Below are 22,420 nucleotides of genomic sequence, written 5' to 3'. Positions count from 1 at the left end.
GTGTGCGGGTTCAGCGCCGCCGGCCGCGCAGCCATTCGAGCGCAAGCAGCAGCGTGGTGGTGAAGATGATCAGCAGCGTCGCCACGGCGGCGATGGTGGGCGAGATGTTCTCGCGGATGCCCGTGAACATCTGGCGCGGCAGCGTGACCTGGTCCGGCCCCGCGAGGAACAGCGTGACCACCACTTCGTCGAACGAAGTGGCAAAGGCGAACAGCGCGCCCGAGATCACGCCCGGCGCAATCACCGGCAGCGTGACGCGCATGAAGGTCCTGAACGGTGTCTCGCCCAGGCTCAGCGATGCGCGCACCAGGTTCTGGTTGAAGCCGGCCAGCGTGGCGAGCACGGTGGTCAGCACGAAGGGCGCGCCCAGCGCCGCATGCACCACGATCAGCCCGAAGTAGGTGTCGGCCAGTCCGATGGGCGCGAAGTAGAGATACGTGGCGACGCCCACCACCACGATCGGCACCACCATCGGCGAGATCAGCACGCTCATGAGCAGGCCCTTGAAGGCGAAGCTCGTGCGCGACAACCCCACTGCCGCCAGCGTGCCCAGCACGGTGGCCAGCACCGTGGCGGCCGGCGCGACGATGAAACTGTTGCGCGCCGCGCGTGCCCACTCGGGCGATTCGAAGAGGTTGCGATACCACCGCAGCGACCAGCCGGGAATCGGGTAGGCCAGGAACGAACTGTCGGAGAACGACAGCGGAATCACCACCAGGATCGGCGCCAGCAGGAAGGCCAGCACCGCGACACAGCCGCCGCGCACCAGCCACCAGCCGAGCTTGTCGGCGAAGGTGGCATAGGCCGGGAATTGGGGAAGCTTCAACATGCTTGTCTGTCTTTCGTGCGGCTTTTCGTGCTGCTCATCCGAGGCTCAGCTCGGCCTTGCCGATGCGGCGGTACACGGCATACAGAATCAGCGTGGCGACCAGCAGTACGGAGCCCAGCGCGCACGCCATGCCCCAGTTGATTTCGACGTTGGTGTAGCGCGCGATGTAGTAGCTCAGCATCTGGTCGTCCGCGCCGCCGAGCAGCGCCGGTGTCACGTAGTAGCCGATCGCCAGGATGAAGACCAGCAGCGCGCCGGCGCCGATGCCCGGGTAGGTCTGCGGCACGTAAACGCGGAAGAAGGCCGCCAGCGGCGAGCTGCCCAGCGAGACGGCCGCGCGCAGGTAGGTGGGCGGCACGCTCTTCATGACGCTGTACAGCGGCAGGATCATGAAGGGCAGCAGGATGTGCACCATCGCGATGATCACGCCGGTGCGGTTGAACAGCAGCGCCAGCGGATGGTCGATCAGGCCGATGCCCATGAGGCCCCGGTTGACCAGCCCCTCGGACTGCAGCAGCACGATCCAGGCCGCTACGCGCACCAGGATGGAAGTCCAGAACGGCACCAGCACCAGGATCATCAGCACGTTGGCCTTGCGCGCGGGCAGCGTCGACAGCCACCACGCCAGCGGATAGGCCAGCAGCAGGCAGAAGAAGGTGACGACGGCGCTGATCTGGAAGGTGCGCAGCAGGATGCCGGCAAAGGCGCGCTGGTCGGCGGGCATGCGCTCGACCTCGCCGGCCACGTCGCGCCGCAGGTCGACCGAGGCGAGCAGGTAGTCGGGCGTCCAGCGCGAGCCGTTCTTGGCAATCGCCTGCCAGTACGGCGCCTCGCCCCAGCGCGGGTCGAGCTCCAGCATGCGCGCCTTGACCTCTTCCGGCGTGCCGGCGATCGGCAGCGCACGGAAGGTGCCCATCACCAGCGAGCGGGCGCCGGCGATCTCGGTGTTGAGGCGGCGCGCCAGGGCGCCCGCGTCGGAGCTGTCGGGCAGCTGGGCGAGATCGGCCGCGATGGCTGCAAAGGCCGCCGGCGCGGGCGCCTCCTTGCGGTTCCAGCCGTCGAGCGCGCGCACGGTGCGCGGCAGCGCGTTGGCCACCTCGGGGTTTTCTACCGCACGCTGCAGCAGCGCCACGATGGGCACCAGCAGAGTCAGCAGCAGAAACACCAGCAGCGGCACCGTGAGCGCAAACGCGCGCCACTTCCGGCGGGCTTCGGCGCGCGCCAGCGCACGCCGCAGTTCGCCGGGCGGCGCTTCTGCTGGAACCAGGGGGACAGACGTTGCCGCGTGCATGGACTCTTTCGCGCTCGCTCGTTTGCCCGTTTACTGCGTGGCCCAGGATGCGAAGCGCTTCTCGAGCGCCTCGCCCTGGTCGGCCCAGAAGCCGACGTTGAACTGCAGCGCATCCTTGGCGTTGGTCGACGAGGTCGGCAGGTCGGCCAGCACCTTGCTGCTCAGCGAAGTCAGCGCCTTGGTGTTGGTGGGGCCGTAGGCGATGTTCTGGGCATAGACCGCCTGGTTGGCCGGTTGCATCGCGAACTGGATGTACTTCAGCGAGGCTTCCTTGTTCGGTGCGCCCTTCGGGATCACCAGGTAGTCGAGGTCGTAGATGCCGCCCGGCCAGTAGATCTTGAGGTCGCGGCCTTCGCGGTTGGCGGCGTCGATGCGGCCGTTGTAGACGGTGGTCAGCACCACGTCGCCGGCCACCAGGAACTGCGGCGGCTGCGCGCCGGCCTCCCACCACTGGATGTTCGGCTTGAGTTCGGTGAGCTTCTTGAATGCGCGGTCGGCGCCTTCCTTGGTGCCGAGCACCTTGTAGACATCAGCCGGCTTCACGCCGTCGGCCATGAGCGCGAACTCGAGGTTGTAGCGCGCGCCCTTGCGCATGCCGCGCTTGCCGGGGATCTTCTTCACATCCCAGAAATCGGCCCAGCTGCTGGGCGCGGTCTTGAGCTTCTCGCCGTTGTAGGCCATCACGGTCGACCACACGAACAGGCCCACGCCGCAGTCGGTGACGGCGGCCGGCAGGAAGTCTGCCTTGCTGCCGATCTTGGAATAGTCGAGCTTCTCGAACAGGCCCTCGTCGCAGCCGCGCGCCGCGTCGGGCGACTCGACCTCGACCACGTCCCAGGTGACCTTCTTCGTCTCGACCATGGCCTTGATCTTGGCCTGCTCGCCGTTGTATTCGACCGGAATGATCTTGGTGCCGGTCTTCTCGAAGGGCTCGTAGTAGGCCTTCTTCTGCGCATTGGCGTTGGCGCCGCCGAAGTTGACCACGGTGAGCTGCTGCTGGGCAAAGGCCGGCAGTGCGAAGCTGGCGGCGACGGTGCAGGTGAGGAGAGTCTTTTTCATGGTGGAAGTCTTCCTGGGTGATGAAAGCAAAGAAAGGAAACGAGGGAACAACAAGCCGGATTCAGGAGGCATAGATGCGCGCATGCGCCATCGGAAATTCGAGCACCACCGCTTCGCCGGCCTGCGGCGCGGCGGCACCTTCGAGGCCGTTCAGCGGCAGCTTCACGGTGGCTTCGGCCTGGTCGCCGCCGACGCTGCACAGCAGCCGCAGGTGGTCGCCGAAGTAGATGACGCGCGCCACCTGGGCGGCGAGCATGTTGGCGCGCGGCGCGGGCGGACTGCGGTGCAGCACCACCCGCTCGGGGCGGATGCAGGCCTCGACGGTCGCGCCCGCGGCAGCGCCGCTGACGTTGAGCCCGTGCAGCACGCGGCCGTCGGGCAGCTTCATTTCTGCATGCTCGCCACTGCGGCCCTGTTGGCCCAGCTGGCCCTTGAGCACGGTGTTGTCGCCGACGAAGCCGGCCACGAAGCGGTTGGAAGGCGTCTCGTACAGCCGGTCGACCGTGTCCAGCTGCTGGATCACGCCTTCGTTGAACACCGCCACGCGGTCGCTCATGGTGAGCGCCTCGCCCTGGTCGTGCGTCACGTAGACGAAGGTCACGCCCAGCTGGCGGTGCAGGTCCTTGAGCTCGATCTGCATGTGCTCGCGCAGTTGCTTGTCGAGCGCGCCGAGCGGCTCGTCCATCAGCACGAGCTGGGGCTCGAACACCAGCGCGCGCGCCAGCGCCACGCGCTGCTGCTGGCCGCCCGAGAGCTGGCCGGGCAGGCGGTCGGTCATGCCGCGCAGCTGCACCATGTCGAGCGCGCGCTGAACGCGGCGCTGCTGCTCGTCCTTGGGCACCTTGCGCACCGTCAGCGGATAGGCCACGTTCTGGCCCACGCTCAGGTGCGGGAACAGCGCGTAGTTCTGGAAGACCATGCCGAAGTTCCGCTTGTGCGGCGGCGTGCCGGTGATCTGCTTGCCGTCGAGCAGGATCTCGCCCGAGGTCGGCGATTCGAAGCCCGCCAGCATCATCAGCGTGGTGGTCTTGCCCGACCCCGAAGGCCCGAGCAGGCTCAGGAACTCGCCACGGTGAATGTCCAGATCGAGCTGGCGCACCACCAGGTGTTCGCCGTCGTAGGTCTTCTGGACGCGCTGGAAGCGCACCAAGGGTTCTGCTGTCATGGAGGAGGAATTAAGGAAAGGATCTGTCGATCAGCGCAGTGCGGCGAAGCTGTCCGCGAGAAGCGCCAGGCCTTCGTCCACAAGCAAGTCGGATGCCGTGAGCGGCACCAGTACGCGAATTACATTGCCGTAGGTGCCGCATGACAGCAGGATTAACCCGCGCCGCGCCGCCTCCGCGACCACCTTGCGGGTCAGCGCGGCATCGGGGCGCGACGTGTCGCCCTGCTCGAACAGCTCGACGGCCACCATGGCGCCGAGCCCGCGCACGTCGCCGATGGCAGGCACGTCGGCCGCGATGCGGCGCAGGCCGGCCGTGAGCCGCTCGCCCAGCGCCCGGCTGCGCGCCAGCAGTTGCTCGTCGTCGAACACTTTCAGCACCGCGAGCGCCGCGGCGCAGCCGATGGGGCTGCCGGCATAGGTGCCGCCCAGACCGCCGGGCGCGGGGGCGTCCATTACCTCGGCGCGGCCCACCACGCCGGAGATGGGGAAGCCGCCCGCCATCGACTTGGCGGTGGTGATCAGGTCGGGTGCCACGGGCCACTGCTCGCTGGCGAACCAGGTGCCGGTGCGGCCCGCGCCGGTCTGCACCTCGTCGGCAATGATCAGGATGCCGTGGCGGTCCGCCAGCGCGCGCAGGCCTTCGACGAAGTCGTTGGGCGCCACGTAGAAGCCGCCCTCGCCCTGCACCGGCTCCAGGATGAAGGCCGCCACGCGCTCGGGCTCGATGTCGTTCTTGAACAGCAGCTCGACCGAATGCAGTGCATCGTCCACGCTCACGCCGTGCAGCGCATTCGGGTACAGCGCATGGAACACCTCGCCCGGGAAGGGGCCGAAGCCGATCTTGTAGGGAGCCACCTTGCCGGTGAGGCCGAGCGTCATCATCGTGCGGCCGTGGTAGCCGCCGGTGAAGGCAATGACGCCGGGGCGCCGGGTGTGGGCGCGGGCGATCTTGACGGCGTTCTCCACCGCCTCGGCGCCGGTGCTCAGGAAGATCGACTTCTTCGCGAACGCGCCCGGTGCCAGTGCATTCAGGCGCTCGGCCAGCTCCACATAGGGCTCGTAGGCCACCACCTGGAAGCAGGTGTGCGAATAAAGATCTACCTGCGCCTTGACGGCGGCGCTGATCTCCGGGTGGCAGTGGCCGGTGTTGAGCACCGCGATGCCGCCGGCGAAGTCGATGTAGCGGCGGCCCTCGACGTCCCACAGTTCGGCGTTGGCGGCCCGGCTGACGAAGATTTCATGGGCCTGGCCGACGCCGCGGGCGACGGCCGCGTTGCGGCGGGCCATGAGGGCGGCGTTGCTGAGGTGGGGTTCGCGTTGCATGGTACGACCTGTGCTTTGGTGCTGTGAAGAAGGAATCCCGGCACTCTAGGTCGCGCGATTCGATCCAGCCATGTACACCGGAAGTGATCGCCCGGAAGACTGTACTGGTCTTGTATCCTGTACATACTTTCCTCAATATGGTGCAGGCCGGACTGCCGGAGACACCCCCGATGCTCATTCTTCGCCCCGAACAGCCGACGCCGCTGGTAAGCCAGATCGTGGAAGGGCTGCGCGGACTGATCGGCGCCCAGAAGCTCAAGGCCGACAGCAAGCTGCCGTCGATCCGCGCCTTTGCCGCGGCCCACGGCGTCAGTGTCTTCACGGTGGTCGAGGCCTACGACCGGCTGGTGGCGCAGGGCCTGCTGGTCTCGCGCGCCAACGCGGGCTTCTTCGTCAAGCGGCGCAGCGAAGACAGCGCCGCCGGTGCGGCCAGCGTGCCCCGCCCGGACCCCCGCTTCGACGCCCGCTGGTATCTGCAGCAGATCTTCGAGAACCGCAACCTCCCGCTCAAGCCCGGCTGCGGCTGGCTGCCGCACGACTGGCTGTTCGAGGACGGCATGCGCCGCAGCCTGCGCCACCTGGCCTCCGAAGGCACCGACATCGGCGGCTACGGCCTGCCCTTCGGCCACATGGCGCTGCGCATGGCAACGGCCGAGGCGCTGTCGGAGCAGCAGATCGTGGTCGAGGCCGCGCAGGTCCTGCTGACCCAGGGGTCCAGCCAGGCGCTGGACCTGGTCGCGCGCCGCCTGCTGAAGCCGGGTGATTCGGTGCTGGTGGACGACCCGGGCTATCCGAACCTGATGTTCATGCTGCGCTTCCTGGGCGTGGAGATCATCGGCGTGCCGCGCACCCCAACGGGCTACGACATGCCCGCGCTCGAGGCGCTGCTCGCGGTGCACCGGCCCAAGGCCTTCTTCACCCAGCCCCGGCTGCAGAGCCCGACCTGCTCGATGGCCTCGCTGCCGCAACTGGTGCAACTGCTCCAGCTGGCCCAGACGCACGACTTCACGCTGGTAGAGAACGACATCTACGCCGAGATGGACGCATCGATGCGCCCCTCGCTCGCCAGCCTGGGGCAGCTGCGCCGCGTGGTCTACGTGGGTAGCTATTCGAAGACCATCTCGCCGAACATCCGCGTCGGCTACGTCGTTGCCCAGCCGGAGCTGCTCGAAGAACTGGCGCAGCTCAAGATGGTTTCGGGCCTCACCTCGTCCGACATCACCGAGCGCCTGGCCTTCGGCACCGTGACCGACGGCCGCTGGCGCAAGCATCTCAAGGCCCTGCGCGACAGGCTCGCGCAGGCGCAAGGCAGCGTCGCGAGGCGGCTGGACGGGCTTGGCTTCGAGCTGTTCCATGAAGCCGCGGCCGGCATGTACCTGTGGGCCCGGCACCCGGACATTGCCGACAGCGCCGAGCTTTCGCGGCGCGCCGCGGCGGAGGGAATCATGCTCGGCCCGGGCCAGCTGTTCCTGGTCAACCCGCATCCCACCGGCTGGCTCCGGTTCAACGTGGCCTTCAGCGAAGACGAGCGGCTGTGGCGCTTTCTTGAGCGCAACATCGAAGAGCACAGGCACGACTGACGGTTGGCAGGGCCGGGGCTCGCAAAGGCCAGCAAGCAGGCGCACAATGGCTCGAACCCTTGGCGCAGGCGCATCCTGAATCAGCCATGGTGGAGTGAACATGTGAGGGGATGAAGCGCCGTGCCGGGGGCTACGCAAGGAGCCGCGCCATGACCCGCTTCATCGATGTTCACAGCCTGGTCCGCCTGGTGGACGAGACAGGCATTCCCCAGTTCCTCACCGCGCTGGCCGATGCGCTGCGCGACGACTTCCTGCGGTGGCGCGAGTTCGACAAGAAGGCGCGCGTGGCCAGCCATTCGCACCTGGGCGTGATCGAGCTGATGCCCGTGGCCGACGACGGCGCCTATGCCTTCAAGTACGTCAACGGGCATCCGCACAACACGCAGGTCGGGCTGCCGACAGTCATGGCTTTCGGCGTGCTGGCGGAAGTCGATACGGGCTATCCGGTGCTGCTGTCAGAACTTACGCTCACCACCGCGTTGCGCACGGCTGCTACCTCGGCGATGGCGGCGCAGGCCTTGGCGCGGCCCGATTCGCGCAGCCTCGCGCTGATCGGCAACGGCTCGCAGAGCGAGTTCCAGGCGCTGGCTTTTCATGCGCTATTGGGCATCGAAGAAGTGCGCGTGTTCGACACCGACCCGCACGCCACCGACAAGCTGGTGCGCCACCTGTCGGCCTGCACGTCGCTGGACATCGTGCGCGCGCACTCCGTGGCCGATGCGGTGCGCGGCGCCGACATCGTCACCACCGTTACCGCCTGCCAGGGGCGCGCGACCGTGCTCACGCCCGACATGATCGAGCCGGGCATGCACATCAACGCCGTGGGCGGCGATTCGCCCGGCAAGACCGAGCTGCACCCCGACGTGCTGCGCAAGGCGCGCGTGTTCGTCGAGTACGAGCCGCAGACCCGCGTCGAGGGCGAGATCCAGCAGATGCCCGCCGACTTTCCGGTGCACGAGCTGTGGCGCGTGCTGCTCGGCGAAGTGCCCGGCCGCGAAACCCCTGCGCAGGTCACGCTGTTCGATTCGGTGGGCTTCGCGCTGGAGGACTACACGGCGCTGCGCTACATCCAGCGCCTTGCCACGGAGCGCGGCATCGGCCAGCAGATTGCACTGGTGCCCGAGCTCGACGACCCGAAGGACCTGTTCGGCCTCACGGCCTCGGGCCGGCGCCGGGCGGTGCTGCGGCGTGCGGCATGATGGGCGGCTTCACCACCGCCGATCCTGCTTTTCTCCATGCTCACCATCTACAACGACCAGCACGTTCTTCACCAGGGCAAAGTCGAGATGTTCCGCGGCGAACTCGTGCCGTGCTTCGAGGTGCCCGCCCGCGTCGATCATGTGAAGCATGAGCTGGAGCGCAGGGGCTTCGGCACGCTGCAGGCACCCGATGCATTCGACGAGGCGCTGCTGGCCAAGGTGCATGCACCGCGCTACCTGGACTTCATCGCGCATGCATGGGAAGAGTGGGTCGCGCTGGACCCGACCAACGTCTCGCGTGATGCGCTGCCTTCGTACTGGCCCACGCGCGGCATGCGCACCGACGTGCTGCCGAAGAGCTTTCCGGCGCGCATGGGGCTGTTCTCGTTCGATGCGGGCACGCCGCTGATGGCAGGCAGCTGGGCGGCGGCGCGGCACGGCGCGGCCTGTGCGTGGACCGCGGCGCAGCGCGTCATTGGCGGCGAGCGCGCGGCCTTCTCGCTCTCGCGGCCGCCGGGCCACCATGCCGGCGCCGACTTCTTCGGCGGCTACTGCTTCCTCAACAACGCCGCCGTCGCTGCGCAGGCGCTGCGCGACGCGGGCGTCGAACGCGTGGCCGTGCTCGACGTGGACTACCACCACGGCAACGGCACGCAGGCCATCTTCTATGAGCGCAGCGACGTGCACTTCGCGAGCCTGCACGGCGACCCGCTGACCGACTACCCGTATTACCTGGGCCATGCCGACGAGCGCGGCGCGGGGCAGGGCGAGGGCTTCAACCACAACCTGCCGCTGCCGCGCGGCACGGACTTCGCGGCCTGGCGCGCGGCGCTGAAGACCGCGCTCGAGCGCATCGCGGCGGTGAAGGCCGGCGCGCTCGTGGTCTCGCTCGGCGTCGATACCTTCGAGGGCGATCCGATCTCGGGCTTCAAGCTCAAGAGCGACGACTACCTGCGCATGGGCGAAGACCTGGCGCGCGCGGGACTGCCGACGGTGTTCGTGTTCGAGGGCGGCTATGCGGTGGCCGAAGTGGGGGTGAATGCGGTGAACGTGCTCGAAGGTTTCGGGCAGGCGTAGCCAGCACGTGCCGCGCTGACGCGCAGGCGACTCGGATGCCGCGAATGGCCCTGTTTTCCCCGGGAAATCAGGGGAGCCCCGATTGCCTTCCCCAACGGGGCGGGGCCCAATCGGCGCTTTCAAAGTCAGGATCCAGTCAGCCATGCTCCGCCGCACCACATTTCTCCGCGCCGCCGCCGCGCTTGCCGCTTGCGGCCTCGTTTCCCCGATGGCGGCGTTCGCGCAGGGCTTTCCCGCCAAGCCCATCAAGCTGGTGATCGCCTTCCCGGCCGGCGGCCCGACCGACATCACCATGCGCCAGCTTGCGGAGAACGCGAGCAAGATCCTCGGCCAGCCGGTGATCATCGACAACAAGCCCGGCGCGGGCGGCACGCTGCCCGCGCAGGCGCTGCAGACCTCGCAGCCCGACGGCTACACCATCGCGCAGATCCCGCTCGGCGTGTTCCGCCTGGGCTACACCACCAAGATCAACTGGGACCCGCTGAAGGACATCACGTACGTCATCAACGTCACGGGCTACGCCTTCGGCATCGTCGTGCCGGCCAACAGCCCCTTCAAGACCTGGGCCGACTTCGTTGCCTACGCCAAGGCCAACCCCGGCAAGCTCACCTACGGCTCCACCGGCACGCTGACCAGCCCGCACCTGACGACCGAGATCGTCGCGCAGAAGGCTGGCATCGAGCTGCAGCACGTGCCCTACAAGGGCAGCGCCGACCTGATGCTCGCGGTGGTCAGCGGCCAGCTGATGGCCGCCGCCGACAGCACCGGCTTCGCGCCGCAGGTCGAGGCCGGCAAGCTGCGCGTGCTGAACACCTGGGGCGAGAAGCGCCTGGCCAAGTTCCCCGACGCGCCCACGCTGAAGGAGCTGGGCTACGACGTGGTGCAGAACTCGCCCTTCGGCATCGGCGCGCCCAAGGGCACGCCGCCCGAGGTGGTGAAGAAGCTGCACGACGCGTTCAAGCAGGCGATGGAAGAGCCGAGCTACGTGACCGCGCTCGGGCGCTACGACATGCTGCCGAACTACATGAGCTCGGCGACGTACACCAAGTTTGCGCAGGAGACGGTGGTGCGGGAGAAGGTGATCATCGACAAGCTGGGGTTGGCGAAGGAAGTCAAGACGAACTGAGCACGAACAGCTCGTCCACCAGCCGCGCCGCCAACTCCGGCTTCACCGGGTCCGCTCCAAACACAAGGCGAAACACGATCGGCGCAATCAGGTGATCGATCACCTGCTGCGGCTCCGGCGCGCGCTCTCCGCGGGCGCGTGCCTGCTCGACCAGCGTCAGCGCCTCCTTGCGGCGGTTGCGCAGGCAGTCGGTGTCCGAATCCCCGTTGGCCAGCGCGGCCGCGGCTTTCAGCAGCGAGGTGTTGCACGGCTTGGCCAGGTGCTCGATGAGTTCGCGCGCCCAGGCTTCGAGGTCGGCCCGTAGCGCGCCGGTGTCTGGCAGCGGGCGGTTCGGGTCCAGCCGGTGGGTGGCCGTCTCCGCCAATAACCCCTGCAGATCGCCCCAGCGGCGGTAGATGCTGGAGGCGCTGACGCCCGCGCGCTCGGCCACTGCCGGCACCGTCACACGCTCCCGCCCTTGTTCGGCCACGAGTTCTTCGAGGGCGGTGCGCACCAGCGCCTGCACCTGCGCGCTGCGGCCACCGGGACGTTTGTGGGGAAGGGCGATGTCGTTCATGGCTGGACTTTAACGCAAAGATATTTGCTTTAGTTGATTCCCAGGTCTAGAATCACAAAAGCAAAAAAAGTTGCGTTAAGGATTCGCCATGCCATCCACCTGCCCCGACCTTGCGGTCAGCACCTCCGACCTCGCCGCCCGCGCCAAGCCCTGGCGCCTGCCGGCACGCGCGGCTTTTCCGTTGCTGGCCGCCGTGCTGTTCGCCTTCTTCTTCGCGGCGGCTGCACCGTCGCCGCTGTTCGTGGTGTTCCAGCACGCCTGGCACTTCTCGTCATCGCTGCTCACGGTGGCTTTTGCGATCTATGCGATTGCGTTGCTGATCTCGCTGCTGGTGGCGGGTTCGCTGTCTGACCACATCGGCCGGCGGCCCGTGGTGCTGGCGGCGCTGGTGCTGCAGGCGGTGGCAATGGGGCTCTTCCTGCTGGCGCACGGCATCGGCGGGCTGATCGTCGCTCGTGTGGTGCAGGGCGTGGCCACGGGCATCGCTAGCGGCGCGCTGAGCGCGGCGGTGGTCGAGGCTGCGCCGGCTTCGCGCAAGCGGCTGGGGGCGCTGATCACGAGCGTGTCTCCGCTGGCCGGCCTGGCGTTGGGCGCGTTGCTGACGGGTGTGGCGGTGAAGTTCTCGGTTCAGCCGGTGATGCTGGTTTTCGGCGTGCTGGCCGCGGTGTTCGCGCTGGGTGCGGCGGTGGTGCTGTGGATGCCCGAAACCGTCACGCCGCGCGCCGGTGCGCTGGCCTCGCTGGTGCCGCGCGTGTCGATTCCTGTGCGCGCACGGGCCGAGTTCGTGCGCGGGCTGCCGGTGTTCGTCGTGGTGTGGGCGCTCGGCGGGTTGTATCTGTCGCTCGCGCCGTCGTTGATGCTGCATGTTTTCGGCATCGACAACGGCGTGGTCAACGGACTCACGGTGGCGGTGCTCTCCGGTATGGGCGCGATCGCGCCTACGTTGCTCGGCCGCTTCGCTGCACCTCGTCCAGCCATCCTCGGCATGGCCAGCATCGCGGTCGGGCTGGGGCTGCTGCTCGCTTCGCTTGCCACTCGTTCGCTCGCGCTGTTCTTCGTTGGCACCGCGGTGGCCGGCATCGGCTTCGGCGGCGCGTTCTCGGCGCTGGTGCAAACGCTGGCGCCACTGGCGCAATCGCACGAGCGCGGCGAACTGTTCGCGGCGATCTTCGTCGTGAGCTATCTCGCGTTCAGCCTGCCCGCGATGCTGGCGGGCTTCCTGGTGGCGCCGCTGGGGTTGCTGAACACGACGGAAGGCTATGCGGCGGTGCTGCTGTTGATCGCTGCATTCGGCGTCTGGAACCAGTGGTCGGTGTTGCGCCGTGGCGCGCATTGACGCGCATGGGCGCGCAGCGCACACATGTCAAGTGCGGTACCCCTTCGTCAATCAAGCGTTAACCCTATGTAATTCATTCGTCTTCTAGCGAAGAAACACTCGGATGCAGTCCTGTGGCGCCAAAGCCCGGACTTCTTAACTGTCGCGCCCGATACGGAGCGACGAATTCCCCATCCTGGAGTGATACGAATGAAAAAATCCTTGCTTGTTCTGGCCGCCCTTGCGGCTTGTGGTGCCGCGTCGGCGCAATCGACCGTAACGCTGTTCGGCGTGGTCGACGCCGCCTACCGCAACGTATCGAACAAGAGCGAGTCGACGAACCCCTTCGGCCCCTTCTACAGCGTGAAGGCCAGCCGCACCGAACTGGCCAATTCGGGCCTGAACTCCAGCCGCCTCGGCTTCCGCGGCGTGGAAGATCTGGGCGGCGGCCTGTCGGCCAGCTTCTGGCTCGAGTCCCCGATCACCAACGACGACGGCGCCACTGGCCTCAGCAACTTCAGCCGCCGCTCGACGGTGAGCCTTGCCGGCAGCTTCGGCGAGATCCGCCTCGGCCGTGACAAGACCGCCACCGTGCTGAACGAAGAGCAGTTCGATCCGTTCGCCGACACCGGCATCGGCGGCTCGCTGATCATCGACGCCAACGAAACCAGCGTGTCGGGCACCGGCTACGGCAGCAACAGCACGTACAAGCGCGCCGGCAACATGGTGCAGTACTTCCTGCCGCGCAACCTGGGTGGCTTCTACGGCAACGTGGGCTACAGCCTGCATGAACTCACCCGCACTTCGCCGGACTCCGTGGCCGGCGCCGACAAGACCAACACCGGCCGCCACATTGGCGGGCGCGTCGGCTATGCAGCCGGCCCGCTCGACGTGGCCGCCAGCTATGCGCAGAACGACACGAGCTTCACGACCGGCACTGGCGCCGCGGCCGTGGCACGCCCGGGCAAGATCAAGACCTTCAACCTCGGCGCAACCTACGACTTCGGCGTGGCCAAGCTGTTCGGCGAGTACTCGCGTTCGAAGGACCAGCGCGACCCGCTGAATGTCTTCACCCGTGTGCCGGACGTGGACCTGACCGGCTACCTGATCGGCGTGACCGTGCCGATCGGCCCGGGCCAGATCCGTGCTTCGTACTCGCAGGTCAAGTACGACTTCAACCGCGTGCCGGTTCTCGGCGTCGTGAACGCCCCCGATCCGAAGTCCAACAAGCTCGCGCTGGGCTACGTGCACAACCTGTCGAAGCGCACCGCGCTCTACGGCACGATCGCGCGCGTCAGCAACAAGAACGGCGCGGGCAACACGGTCGGCGCCGGCCCGTCGTATGTCGTCGCGTTCAACCGGGCCGCGCTGCAGCCCAAGTCGTCGATGGGCTACGAGTTCGGCATTCGCCACGCGTTCTGAGCCGGGTAGTCAGTCCTCTCGAGTTTTCTCCAAGGGTCTTCAGACCGATCCTTTTAGCCCGCCTCGTGCGGGCTTTTTTTATTTCCTTGTTGCATTCGTGCCGACAGCACGGCGCGCGCCGCCTCGGCAAAACCCGCGCCGCGCTCGCCCTGCGTCACATAGCGCGGCAGGTGCTCCAGCTGCGGTACGAAGCGCGCGACGTTCGCCACGCCGATGCTGTGCGCGAAGGTGCGAAACATCAGCTGGTCGTTGGTGGAGTCGCCCACGTAGGCCCAGCGGTCCATTTCGTCGTCGAGCGTGCGGCCCCACAGTTCGCGCACGATCCAGCGCGCGCCTTCGAGCTTGTCGTTGTCGCCGTACCAGCCGTTGACGTGGATGCTGCTCACGGTTGCGTGCATGCCCTCGCCGCGCATCAGCGCCACCACCTGCGCGATGGTGGCGTCGCCGAGTTGCACGAACTCGCTGTGGTCGATGGCGATGTCGGTCTCGCGCCCCGGCGAATCGGTGGCGCGCCCGACGCCCGGAAATTCGCGCTCGATGCGCGCCAGCACGGTCTGCATGCGCGCGAAGTTGGCGGCGCGGGTGGTCGCATCCTGCTGGTAGCGTTTCCAGACCCGGCCGCCGGCCGCGGGCAGCAGCGCCACTGCGCCGTTCTCCGCCACGATGGCATCGACGGGCCAGGCATTGACGAAGGGCAGGCTCCAGCCCACCGGCCGGCCGGTGATCGCCACCACCGACAGCCCCGCGGCCTTGAGATCGCCCAGCGCCTGCAGCGCATCGGGCGTGATCGCGCCGTCGTGGGTCAGCGTGTCGTCGATGTCGGTGAAGACGCCGACGAGCGCGCTGCGTGCCGTCGCCTCCCAGCGGGTCAGCGGCAACAGGTGGTGGGGCGAGGCGGGCAGCGAGGGCATGGCGAGGAATGTTGGGGGGAGTCGGTGATCGTACTTGTGCCTTCTTCGTGTAGCATCCCGCCCCCGCCGCGCCATCGAGGCCGGCGCGGCGCCCTTCATGCCTCACATCCTCGTCGACCACCTCCGCAAGACCTACCGAATCTCCGAGCGCGACCCTGGCGTGATGGGCGCGCTGCGCGGGCTCGTGCAGCGCCGCCATCGCACGGTGGAGGCGCTGTCGGGCGTCTCGTTCTCGCTCGAGCGCGGCGAGTTGCTCGGCTTCATCGGGCCGAACGGCGCGGGCAAGTCGACCACGATCAAGATCCTCTCGGGCATCCTGCGGCCCGACGGCGGGCGCGTGGAAATCGACGGGCGCGACCCGTTTGCAGACCGCGAGCGCCACGTGGCGCGCATCGGAGTGGTCTTCGGCCAGCGCACGCAGTTGTGGTGGGACCTGCCCGTGGGCGACGGCTTCGACCTGCTGCGCGACATCTACCGCGTGGACCCGGTGCGTTATCGCCGCACGCGCGACGAGCTGGTCGCGCTGCTGCATCTGGAGCGTGTGCTCGACCAGCCGGTGCGCCAGCTCTCGCTGGGCCAGCGCATGCGCGCAGAAATTGCTGCGGCGCTGTTGCACGAACCCGACATTCTTTTTCTCGACGAGCCGACCATCGGTCTCGACGCGCCGTCGAAACTCGCCGTGCGCGACTTCGTGCGCCGCGCCAACCGCGAGCGCGGTACCACCGTGCTGCTGACCACGCACGACATGCATGACATCGAGGCGCTGGCCCGGCGCGTGATCGTCATCGGCCATGGCCGCGTGCTGGCCGACAGCCCGGTGGAGGCGCTGCGCGCGCAGGTGATGGCCGAGCGCCGGCTGGTGGTCGACTTTGCGCAGGACGCCGAGCTGCCCGTGGAAGTGGCCGGCGCACGCGTGCATTCGCGCGACGGACAGACACTGGTGCTCGACTTCGACCCGGCGCAGACCGCCGCGCCCGCGCTGATCGCGCGCATCGCCGCTGCGCATGCGGTGGAAGACATCCGCCTCGAAGGGCTGGCGATCGAAGCCGTTATCGCGCGCTTCTATGCCATGCATGGAGCGGCCGAGGCATGACGGCGACCAGCCCGCGCGATCTTGCGAGGCCCTACTTCGCGGCCTTCGCGTCGCGCTTCCTGCAGATGCTGCAGTACCGCACCGCCGCGCTCGCCGGCTTCGCCACGCAGTGCTGGTGGGGCGGCATCAAGGTGATGGTGTTCGCGGCCTTCTACGGCCACGCGGCCACCACGGGTGCGAGCAACTCGATGTCGCTCGCGCAGGCCATCACATACACGTGGCTCGCGCAGGGGCTGCTCGTGCTGCTGCCCTGGCTGGGCGATCCGGAAGTGGGGCAGGCGGTGCGGACCGGCGCCGTCGCCTACGACCGGCTGCGGCCCGTCGATGCCTATGCGCTGTGGTTCGCGCGCAGCGCCGGCTGGATCGCCGCGCGCGTGCTGCCGCGTGTGGCGCTGATGGCTGCGTTCGCGATGGTCGTGCTGCCGCTGGCCGGCCTCGGCGAGTGGGCATGGCAACTGCCGGCGGGCGTGGCGGCGGGGCTCGCATTCATGCTGTCGGCCGTGCTCGCACTGCTGCTTTCGACGTCGATGGTGATGCTTCTGAATGTGGCCGCCACCGCCGCGCTCAACGAACGCGGCATCAGCGCGGTGGCCACGCCGGTGGTCATCGTGCTCTCGGGCAACCTGTTGCCGCTAGCGATGCTGCCCGATGGCTGGCAGACCGCGCTGCTGATCCAGCCGCTGGCCGGTTTGATGGACATTCCGGCTCGCCTGTACTTCGGGCAGCTGCAGGGGTGGCAGGCCGTCGGCGGCTTGGGGCTGCAGGCTTTCTGGATCGCGGTGCTCGTGGCCTTCGGCCATTTCGCCATGGGCCGCACCATGCGCGGCCTGCAGGTGCAGGGCGGGTGAACGCGATGGGATCGCTTCCGCTTTTCTTCCGCTTGGTCGGCGCGTCCCTCGGCGGACAGGCGCGCTATCCGGCCTCGGCGCTGATGCTGACCGTCGGCCAGTTCCTCGGTTCCGGCATCGAGGTGATCGCCGTCTGGGCGCTGTTCCATCGCTTCGGCGACGTGCAGGGCTGGCACATCGGCGAGGTGGCGCTGTTCTACGGGCTGGTGAACTGCATGTTCGCGCTGGCCGATGCGCTGGGCCGCGGCTTCGACGTGCTCGGCACGGAGTTCCTGCGCACAGGCGCCTTCGACCGCCTGCTGTTGCGCCCGCGTTCGCTCGCGCTGCAACTGATGGGCAATGACTTCCGCATCAGCCGCGCAGGGCGCTTGCTGCAGGGTGTGGCGGTGATCGTGTTCGCCACGCATCAGGCGGCCATCGCATGGACTCCGGCCACGGTGGCGATCGCCCTGTTCGCCGTTGCCGGCGGCGTCGCGCTGTTCCTCGGCATCCTGGTGCTGCAGGGCACGCTGTCGTTCTGGACCGTCGAGAGCCTGGAGATCGCCAATGTGCTGACTTATGGCGGCGTGCAGGCGGCGCAGTATCCGTTGGCGCTGTATGCGCAGTGGTTCCGCCGCGTGCTGACCTTCATCGTGCCGCTGGCCTGCGTGGCTTATTACCCGGTGCTGGCAATTCTGGGCAAGGCCGATCCGCTGGGGTCGCCCGGGTGGGTGGGCATGGTGTCGCCGCTCGCGGGATTCGTGTTTCTCGCGGCGGCGTTCGGGGCTTGGCGCTTCGGGTTGCGCCACTACGCTTCGACCGGCAGCTAGCGCGCCATCAACCGGCGCTCTGCAGCGCCAACCCCGCATGCTCCCGCAGCGGATGAAAGTGGATCTTCGGAAATCGCTCCTGCGCCAGCCGCACGTCGTACGGCGAGGTGCACAGGAAGGCCAGCGTATCGGCCGCGTCCTTGGCCATGCGCACCGGGTATGCGTTGACGAACTCGCGCAGCTCGGCCGGCGTGTCAGCCGTGATCCAGCGCGCACCGGTGTACTGGCAACCTTCGAGCCGCACGTCGGCGTCGTACTCGGCCTTCAGGCGGTGCTGCACCACTTCGAACTGCAGTTGGCCGACCGCGCCCAGCAGCATCGGGCCGCCGACCTCGGGGCGGAACACCTGGATCGCACCTTCCTCGCCGAGCTGTGCCAGGCCCTGCTGCAGCTGCTTGGTGCGCAGCGGGTTCTTCAGGATCACGGTCATGAACAGCTCGGGCGCGAAGAACGGCAGCCCGGTGAACTGCAGGCTCGCGCCGTCGGTGATGGTGTCGCCCAGCTGCACGCCGCCGTGGGTGGTAAAGCCCACGATGTCGCCCGCGTAGGCCTCTTCCACCGCCTCGCGGCGCTGGCTCATGAAGGTCACCACGCTGGTGGGGCGCAGTTCCTTCGAGGTGCGCTGCACCTTGAGCTTCATGCCCGGCGTGTACTTGCCCGAGGCCATGCGCACGAAGGCGATGCGGTCGCGGTGGTTTGCGTCCATGTTGGCCTGCACCTTGAAGACCACGCCCGCGAAGTCCTTGTCCTCGGGCTGGATCTCCTTCACCACCGGCTGGCGGTTGACCATGGTGGTGCTGGTGCGCGACTGCGGCGATGGCGCAAGGTCGACCAGCGCGTCGAGCACTTCCATCACGCCGAAGTTGTTCACGCCGGAGCCGAAGAACACGGGTGTCTGCTTGCCGGCCAGGAAGGCTTCGCGGTCCCAGGTGGGCGATGCGCCGGTGGCCAGCTCCATGCTGTCCATGGCGGTCTCGAAGTCGGCGCCGAAGCGCTTGGTGAGCGTGTCGCGCTCGCTCAGCGGGATGGTCTCGAAGTCCTGCGGCAGACGTTCGCTGCCCGACTCGAACACCGTCATCGCCTGCGTGCGCAGGTTCATGATCCCGCGGAAGGTCTTGCCCTGGCCTACGGGCCAGGTCATGGGCACGCAGGGCATGCCGAGCTCGCGCTCCACCTCGTCGAGGATGTCCAGCGGCTCGCGCACTTCGCGGTCCATCTTGTTGACGAAAGTGATGATGGGCGTGTCGCGCTGGCGGCAGACTTCGATCAGCCGCCGCGTCTGCGCTTCCACGCCGTTGGCCGCGTCGATCACCATCAGCGCCGAGTCGACGGCGGTGAGCACGCGGTAGGTGTCTTCCGAGAAGTCCTTGTGGCCGGGCGTGTCGAGCAGGTTGATGACGTGGTCGCGATACAGCATCTGCATGACCGACGAGGCCACCGAGATGCCGCGCTGCTTTTCGATTTCCATCCAGTCGGAGGTGGCATGGCGCGAGGCCTTGCGCGCCTTCACCGAGCCGGCGATCTGGATCGCGCCGGAGAAAAGCAGCAGCTTTTCGGTCAGCGTGGTCTTGCCGGCGTCAGGGTGGGAAATGATCGCGAAGGTGCGGCGGCGGCGGGTTTCGGCAACAAAAGACAAGGTGGGCAATCTGCGGGGGAATGCCGCGATTTTAGAAGGGCGGCGGTTTGCGCCCCGTCCGGCCCTGGCAAAGCACCCCCGCAGACGCCTGCTTCTTTCAGGCTCCGAGCGCTTCGTTCATCCCATACGCCCGCATCTGCGCCTCGAACCGCGCCACGTCGTGGCTCAGCACCACGAGGTCGTGCGTCACGCCCTGCCAGTCCTTCACGTGCTTGCTCAGCAGCGCCTCGGGGCGAAAGCCCAGGGCCTGGAAGACGGCGATGGCGCTGCGCTGGTCGACGGTCATGCGGGCGACGAGCTTTTCCGCTCCGCGCTCGATGGCCAGCGAGCAGGCCTCGCGCGCGAGCCGCTGGCCCAGGCCGCTGCCGCGCTGCTCGGGCGCGGCCAGCACGCGCAGCTCGGCGACGTGACTGGACCACGAGTGCGGATCGCGGATCACCGCCGCGCAGCCAAGTACCGCGGCTTCGCGCACCGCGAGCACGCTGTCGATGTCGCCGCGCTCGATGGCACGCACCCAGGCGTTCATCACCTTGGGCTGGGTGATGTCGCGCGGCAAAAAGAGCAGGTCGTGCGCGGGCAGTGCCTGCGCGAAGGCCAGCACGGCCGCAGCGTCGTCCGCGGTCATCAGGCGCAGGACGATGTTGCCTTCGCTGCTCGTCACGGTGCGCGGATAGGTCCGCGAAAAGGAATCGGAAACGGCGGTGATGGTCATGTCGATCGCACTCCAAGCCATTCGTCGAGTTTGGGCCACAGCCTGCGCACTGCGTTGGGGCCGGCGGCAAGGCTGACGTGGCCGCCCTTGAGCACCACTTCTTCCTTGTCGGCCGAGCCGATGCCGGCAATCAGCGGCTGCCCCGCTTCATACGGAACGATGTGGTCGTGCTGCGCGAGCGCGTGCAGCACCGGCACCTTGATGTTCTTCAGCAGCACCTTGCGCCCGCCGAGCGTCAGTTCGCCCTTGTGCAGCTTGTTGCCCCACATGAGTTCCTTAACGGTCTGGCGGAAATACTCGCCGGCCAGCGGCAGCATCTCGGTGCCCCAGCGATCGAACATGCGGTACGACTTGACGAACTCGTCGTTGTCCATGTTGTCCCACAGCTGCACCACGCCAGCGCTGCGGCCCGCCGGGCGCAGCATGTCGAAGGAGGCGAACAGCATCTCGGGCGGCACGTTGCCCACGGTGTCGACCAGCCGGTCGACGTCGAAGTAGCGCTTGTCCGACCACGCATGGAACATCTTCATGTGGCTGAAGTCGATCGGCGTGGTGAAGAGCGCAAGGTTCTTCATCGGCCCGCCGGGGTGCAGCGCCGCATAGAGCGTGGAGAGCACGCCGCCCATGCAGTAACCGATGAGTGTGACGTCTTCCTCGCCCGAGCGTTCCTGCACGCGCCGCAGCGAATCGGGGATGAAGTCGAGCACGTAGTCTTCGATGCGCAGGCGCTTCTCGTCGGGGCGCGGCGCGTTCCAGTCCATCATGTAGACGTCGTAGCCCTGCAGCAGCAGGTGCTCGACCATGCTCTGGCCCGGAGCGAGGTCGAGGATGTAGCCGCGGTTGGTGGTTGCCATGACGATCAGCACCGGCACGCGGTAGATCTCGTCGACCATCGGGCGGTAGTGGTACAGGCTCAGCGTGCCGCGCCGGTGGATCTCGTCCTTCGGCGTCTGGCCGACGGTGGGCGTGGCCGAGGTGAGGAAGTCCAGGCCCTTGATGTTGCGCTGGATCGCGCGCTCGATCTCAGCGCCGATGTCGGGCAGGGCGAAGGCATCGAGGGCGGTGGTCATGCCGGGCGCTTTCCTGCTGGCTTGCGCGTGCTGCGGGCCGGCTTCGCTGTTGCGGCCGGCGGCGGGCTCGGCGGCTGGCGCGTGCGGCGCGGCTTCGGTGCAGCAGCTTGCGCGGTTGGCGCGGGGCCGGAGCCGCCTTCCACCGCACGGGCGATGCGCGCAAGGTGGTCGTCGATGCGCTGCAGTTGCTCGCCCAGCACCTGGAGGTCGGCGCGCGTGGGCAGGTTCAGCAGCGTCAGGTAGCGCGCCATCAGGTCGCCCAGCGCCTTCTGCGCGGTGAGCGAGGCGTTCATGCCGCCGTGCATGCCCTGGCGGAAAGGGTCGGAGGCCATGGCCTCGTTGGCGAATTCGTTGGTGCTCTTTTCCCACTGGGCGGTGAGCTCGCGCCACATCGCCATCGGGTCGAGCGGGGAGAACTGGTTCATGGCAGGTGCTCCCTTGTCTGTCGTTGTTGTCTCAGGTGCTCGGGTGCCGCGCCGTGTGCGCCGTGTGCGCGGCAATGGCGTCGACGATCTGCGGCCACATCGGAATGGGCAGCGCGTGGCCCATGCGCGGAATGCGCAGCAGCTGCGCGCCCGGGATGGCATCGGCCACGTCGACCCCGCAGGCCACCGGCACCAGCGGGTCGGCGTCGCCGTGGATCACCAGCGTTGGCACGCGCACGTCGCGCAGTGCGGGCTTGCGGTTGCCCGAGGCCAGGATGGCCGCGAGCTGCCGCGCCACGCCGGCCGGGTTGAGGCCGCGCAGGAACACGAGCTGGGCCTTTTCGGCGTCGCGCGCCTCGTCGAGCGGAAAGTCAGACGGGCCGCGCAGCACGCGCCACACCCTGGCGTAGTGCGGCAGGTAGGCCTCGAAGGTCGTCGGCGAAGGCGTGAACAGCACGGCCATCGCCTCGGGCGTGGGCGGCGGCAGGCCCGGAGCGCCGGTGGTCGACATGATGCTGGTGAACGACAGCATGCGGTGCGGGTGGTGGATGCACAGCTCCTGCCCGATGGCGCCGCCCATCGAGGCGCCCACGATGTGGGCACGCGCGATGCCCAGCGCGTCGAGCAGCCCGACGCAGTCGGCGGCCATGTCGCGCAGGTTGTAGGGCGTTCGCAGCGGCTGGCCCGCCATCGCCTGCGCCATCAGCGCCTGGATGTCGGGCACGCCGAGGTGCGAGAGATGCGTCGAATGGCCGATGTCGCGGTTGTCGAAGCGGATCACGCGGTGCCCGCCGGCTTCGGCGAGCCGGGCGCAGAACGCGTCGTCCCACGCCACCATCTGCGCGCCGAGGCCCATGACCAGCAGCAGCGGCGGTGCACCGGCGTCGCCGAAGCTGTCCCAGGCGAGCTCGATGCCGTTGGCGCGCGTGCGCTGCTCGACGCGGGGCGGGACTGCGGTCATGGGTGAACCCCCG

Annotated in this window: 21 protein-coding genes; 9 read left to right on the top strand and 12 right to left on the bottom strand. The window is 68.0% G+C overall.

Going from position 1 to position 22,420, the window contains the following annotated elements; translation table 11 throughout:
- Positions 1-10 precede the first annotated feature (10 nt).
- The 5 genes from ACTG4X_RS31175 to gabT form a co-directional block, all read right to left on the bottom strand.
- Positions 11-829 (bottom strand): ABC transporter permease, encoded by an 819-nt coding sequence (locus ACTG4X_RS31175; RefSeq protein ID WP_093056725.1) that lies wholly within the window; start codon positions 827-829, stop codon positions 11-13.
- Positions 830-863: 34 nt separating this feature from the next.
- Positions 864-2,120, bottom strand: a complete 1,257-nt coding sequence (locus ACTG4X_RS31170) for an ABC transporter permease (protein WP_093056724.1) — start codon at positions 2,118-2,120, stop codon at positions 864-866.
- A 30-nt stretch (positions 2,121-2,150) separates the two neighbouring features.
- Positions 2,151-3,179: an ABC transporter substrate-binding protein gene (locus ACTG4X_RS31165; protein ID WP_440532791.1), complete on the bottom strand. Its 1,029-nt coding sequence runs from the start codon at positions 3,177-3,179 to the stop codon at positions 2,151-2,153.
- 61 nt (positions 3,180-3,240) lie between these two features.
- Complete coding sequence (locus ACTG4X_RS31160; protein ID WP_440532790.1) at positions 3,241-4,344, bottom strand: ABC transporter ATP-binding protein; 1,104 nt, start codon at positions 4,342-4,344, stop codon at positions 3,241-3,243.
- 30 nt (positions 4,345-4,374) lie between these two features.
- Positions 4,375-5,667, bottom strand: coding sequence for a 4-aminobutyrate--2-oxoglutarate transaminase (gene gabT, locus ACTG4X_RS31155; protein WP_093056721.1), 1,293 nt, complete (start codon positions 5,665-5,667; stop codon positions 4,375-4,377).
- A 170-nt stretch (positions 5,668-5,837) separates the two neighbouring features.
- Between gabT and ACTG4X_RS31150 the strand changes: the two genes are divergently transcribed.
- The 4 genes from ACTG4X_RS31150 to ACTG4X_RS31135 all read left to right on the top strand — a co-directional run bounded on the left by ACTG4X_RS31150 (position 5,838) and on the right by ACTG4X_RS31135 (position 10,649).
- Positions 5,838-7,247 carry an aminotransferase-like domain-containing protein gene (locus tag ACTG4X_RS31150; RefSeq protein WP_093056784.1) on the top strand — a complete coding sequence of 470 codons (1,410 nt, stop codon included), beginning with the start codon at positions 5,838-5,840 and terminating at the stop codon, positions 7,245-7,247.
- Positions 7,248-7,396: 149 nt separating this feature from the next.
- The gene (locus tag ACTG4X_RS31145; RefSeq protein WP_093056783.1) at positions 7,397-8,446 is read left to right on the top strand and encodes an ornithine cyclodeaminase; all 1,050 of its coding nucleotides are present in this window, start codon (positions 7,397-7,399) and stop codon (positions 8,444-8,446) included.
- A gap of 36 nt (positions 8,447-8,482) precedes the next feature.
- Positions 8,483-9,523 (top strand): histone deacetylase family protein, encoded by a 1,041-nt coding sequence (locus ACTG4X_RS31140; protein WP_440532789.1) that lies wholly within the window; start codon positions 8,483-8,485, stop codon positions 9,521-9,523.
- Positions 9,524-9,665: 142 nt separating this feature from the next.
- On the top strand, positions 9,666-10,649 hold the full coding sequence (locus ACTG4X_RS31135; protein ID WP_440532788.1) for a tripartite tricarboxylate transporter substrate binding protein: 984 nt from the start codon (positions 9,666-9,668) through the stop codon (positions 10,647-10,649).
- Here the strand turns inward: ACTG4X_RS31135 and ACTG4X_RS31130 are convergent.
- Complete coding sequence (locus tag ACTG4X_RS31130; RefSeq protein ID WP_307615940.1) at positions 10,636-11,205, bottom strand: TetR/AcrR family transcriptional regulator; 570 nt, start codon at positions 11,203-11,205, stop codon at positions 10,636-10,638. The two genes, ACTG4X_RS31135 and ACTG4X_RS31130, sit on opposite strands and share 14 nt — an antisense overlap.
- An 88-nt stretch (positions 11,206-11,293) precedes the next feature.
- Here ACTG4X_RS31130 and ACTG4X_RS31125 point away from each other — a divergent pair, with 88 nt between their 5' ends.
- Positions 11,294-12,541: an MFS transporter gene (locus ACTG4X_RS31125; protein ID WP_440532787.1), complete on the top strand. Its 1,248-nt coding sequence runs from the start codon at positions 11,294-11,296 to the stop codon at positions 12,539-12,541.
- Positions 12,542-12,730: 189 nt separating this feature from the next.
- Positions 12,731-13,942 carry a porin gene (locus ACTG4X_RS31120; protein ID WP_440532786.1) on the top strand — a complete coding sequence of 404 codons (1,212 nt, stop codon included), beginning with the start codon at positions 12,731-12,733 and terminating at the stop codon, positions 13,940-13,942.
- A gap of 53 nt (positions 13,943-13,995) precedes the next feature.
- Here the strand turns inward: ACTG4X_RS31120 and ACTG4X_RS31115 are convergent, their stop codons facing one another.
- Positions 13,996-14,853: an HAD-IIB family hydrolase gene (locus ACTG4X_RS31115; RefSeq protein WP_440532785.1), complete on the bottom strand. Its 858-nt coding sequence runs from the start codon at positions 14,851-14,853 to the stop codon at positions 13,996-13,998.
- Between the two features lie 97 nt (positions 14,854-14,950).
- On the opposite strand from ACTG4X_RS31115, the gene ACTG4X_RS31110 reads away from it, so the two are divergent.
- From ACTG4X_RS31110 to ACTG4X_RS31100, 3 genes are read left to right on the top strand one after another with little or no spacing between them, the layout of a single operon-like run.
- Positions 14,951-15,946, top strand: a complete 996-nt coding sequence (locus ACTG4X_RS31110) for an ABC transporter ATP-binding protein (protein WP_093056714.1) — start codon at positions 14,951-14,953, stop codon at positions 15,944-15,946.
- Entirely contained in the window at positions 15,943-16,794 is an 852-nt protein-coding gene (locus tag ACTG4X_RS31105; RefSeq protein ID WP_093078386.1) for an ABC transporter permease, read from the top strand. The genes ACTG4X_RS31110 and ACTG4X_RS31105 overlap by 4 nt, the downstream gene beginning before the upstream one ends.
- A 5-nt stretch (positions 16,795-16,799) precedes the next feature.
- Positions 16,800-17,603 (top strand): ABC transporter permease, encoded by an 804-nt coding sequence (locus tag ACTG4X_RS31100; protein ID WP_440532784.1) that lies wholly within the window; start codon positions 16,800-16,802, stop codon positions 17,601-17,603.
- A gap of 7 nt (positions 17,604-17,610) precedes the next feature.
- Here ACTG4X_RS31100 and ACTG4X_RS31095 read toward each other — a convergent pair whose 3' ends face one another.
- The 5 genes from ACTG4X_RS31095 to ACTG4X_RS31075 form a co-directional block, all read right to left on the bottom strand.
- Complete coding sequence (locus ACTG4X_RS31095) at positions 17,611-19,239, bottom strand: peptide chain release factor 3 (protein WP_093056711.1); 1,629 nt, start codon at positions 19,237-19,239, stop codon at positions 17,611-17,613.
- Between the two features lie 97 nt (positions 19,240-19,336).
- The gene (locus ACTG4X_RS31090) at positions 19,337-19,951 is read right to left on the bottom strand and encodes a GNAT family N-acetyltransferase (protein WP_093056710.1); all 615 of its coding nucleotides are present in this window, start codon (positions 19,949-19,951) and stop codon (positions 19,337-19,339) included.
- Positions 19,948-21,021 (bottom strand): alpha/beta fold hydrolase, encoded by a 1,074-nt coding sequence (locus ACTG4X_RS31085; protein WP_426390514.1) that lies wholly within the window; start codon positions 21,019-21,021, stop codon positions 19,948-19,950. Before ACTG4X_RS31085 ends, ACTG4X_RS31090 begins: the two co-directional genes overlap by 4 nt.
- Positions 21,018-21,446 (bottom strand): hypothetical protein, encoded by a 429-nt coding sequence (locus tag ACTG4X_RS31080; protein ID WP_440532783.1) that lies wholly within the window; start codon positions 21,444-21,446, stop codon positions 21,018-21,020. The genes ACTG4X_RS31085 and ACTG4X_RS31080 overlap by 4 nt, the downstream gene beginning before the upstream one ends.
- 31 nt (positions 21,447-21,477) lie before the next feature.
- Positions 21,478-22,407 (bottom strand): alpha/beta fold hydrolase, encoded by a 930-nt coding sequence (locus ACTG4X_RS31075; protein ID WP_440532782.1) that lies wholly within the window; start codon positions 22,405-22,407, stop codon positions 21,478-21,480.
- Between the last annotated feature and the right edge of the window lie 13 nt (positions 22,408-22,420).

The sequence above is a fragment of the Variovorax sp. YR566 genome, from assembly GCF_051992195.1.
In the GTDB taxonomy this organism is placed as follows: Bacteria; Pseudomonadota; Gammaproteobacteria; order Burkholderiales; family Burkholderiaceae_C; genus Variovorax.
This window is presented reverse-complemented; position numbering and strand designations above follow the sequence as displayed.

What these genes read in the sequence shown, in the direction of transcription:
- ACTG4X_RS31175 (WP_093056725.1), bottom strand. Translation starts at nt 829, where the DNA reads ATGTTGAAGCTTCCCCAATTCCCGGCCTATGCCACCTTCGCCGACAAG.
- ACTG4X_RS31170 (WP_093056724.1), bottom strand. Translation starts at nt 2,120, where the DNA reads ATGCACGCGGCAACGTCTGTCCCCCTGGTTCCAGCAGAAGCGCCGCCC.
- ACTG4X_RS31165 (WP_440532791.1), bottom strand. Translation starts at nt 3,179, where the DNA reads ATGAAAAAGACTCTCCTCACCTGCACCGTCGCCGCCAGCTTCGCACTG.
- ACTG4X_RS31160 (WP_440532790.1), bottom strand. Translation starts at nt 4,344, where the DNA reads ATGACAGCAGAACCCTTGGTGCGCTTCCAGCGCGTCCAGAAGACCTAC.
- gabT (WP_093056721.1), bottom strand. Translation starts at nt 5,667, where the DNA reads ATGCAACGCGAACCCCACCTCAGCAACGCCGCCCTCATGGCCCGCCGC.
- ACTG4X_RS31150 (WP_093056784.1), top strand. Translation starts at nt 5,838, where the DNA reads ATGCTCATTCTTCGCCCCGAACAGCCGACGCCGCTGGTAAGCCAGATC.
- ACTG4X_RS31145 (WP_093056783.1), top strand. Translation starts at nt 7,397, where the DNA reads ATGACCCGCTTCATCGATGTTCACAGCCTGGTCCGCCTGGTGGACGAG.
- ACTG4X_RS31140 (WP_440532789.1), top strand. Translation starts at nt 8,483, where the DNA reads ATGCTCACCATCTACAACGACCAGCACGTTCTTCACCAGGGCAAAGTC.
- ACTG4X_RS31135 (WP_440532788.1), top strand. Translation starts at nt 9,666, where the DNA reads ATGCTCCGCCGCACCACATTTCTCCGCGCCGCCGCCGCGCTTGCCGCT.
- ACTG4X_RS31130 (WP_307615940.1), bottom strand. Translation starts at nt 11,205, where the DNA reads ATGAACGACATCGCCCTTCCCCACAAACGTCCCGGTGGCCGCAGCGCG.
- ACTG4X_RS31125 (WP_440532787.1), top strand. Translation starts at nt 11,294, where the DNA reads ATGCCATCCACCTGCCCCGACCTTGCGGTCAGCACCTCCGACCTCGCC.
- ACTG4X_RS31120 (WP_440532786.1), top strand. Translation starts at nt 12,731, where the DNA reads ATGAAAAAATCCTTGCTTGTTCTGGCCGCCCTTGCGGCTTGTGGTGCC.
- ACTG4X_RS31115 (WP_440532785.1), bottom strand. Translation starts at nt 14,853, where the DNA reads ATGCCCTCGCTGCCCGCCTCGCCCCACCACCTGTTGCCGCTGACCCGC.
- ACTG4X_RS31110 (WP_093056714.1), top strand. Translation starts at nt 14,951, where the DNA reads ATGCCTCACATCCTCGTCGACCACCTCCGCAAGACCTACCGAATCTCC.
- ACTG4X_RS31105 (WP_093078386.1), top strand. Translation starts at nt 15,943, where the DNA reads ATGACGGCGACCAGCCCGCGCGATCTTGCGAGGCCCTACTTCGCGGCC.
- ACTG4X_RS31100 (WP_440532784.1), top strand. Translation starts at nt 16,800, where the DNA reads ATGGGATCGCTTCCGCTTTTCTTCCGCTTGGTCGGCGCGTCCCTCGGC.
- ACTG4X_RS31090 (WP_093056710.1), bottom strand. Translation starts at nt 19,951, where the DNA reads ATGACCATCACCGCCGTTTCCGATTCCTTTTCGCGGACCTATCCGCGC.
- ACTG4X_RS31085 (WP_426390514.1), bottom strand. Translation starts at nt 21,021, where the DNA reads ATGACCACCGCCCTCGATGCCTTCGCCCTGCCCGACATCGGCGCTGAG.
- ACTG4X_RS31080 (WP_440532783.1), bottom strand. Translation starts at nt 21,446, where the DNA reads ATGAACCAGTTCTCCCCGCTCGACCCGATGGCGATGTGGCGCGAGCTC.
- ACTG4X_RS31075 (WP_440532782.1), bottom strand. Translation starts at nt 22,407, where the DNA reads ATGACCGCAGTCCCGCCCCGCGTCGAGCAGCGCACGCGCGCCAACGGC.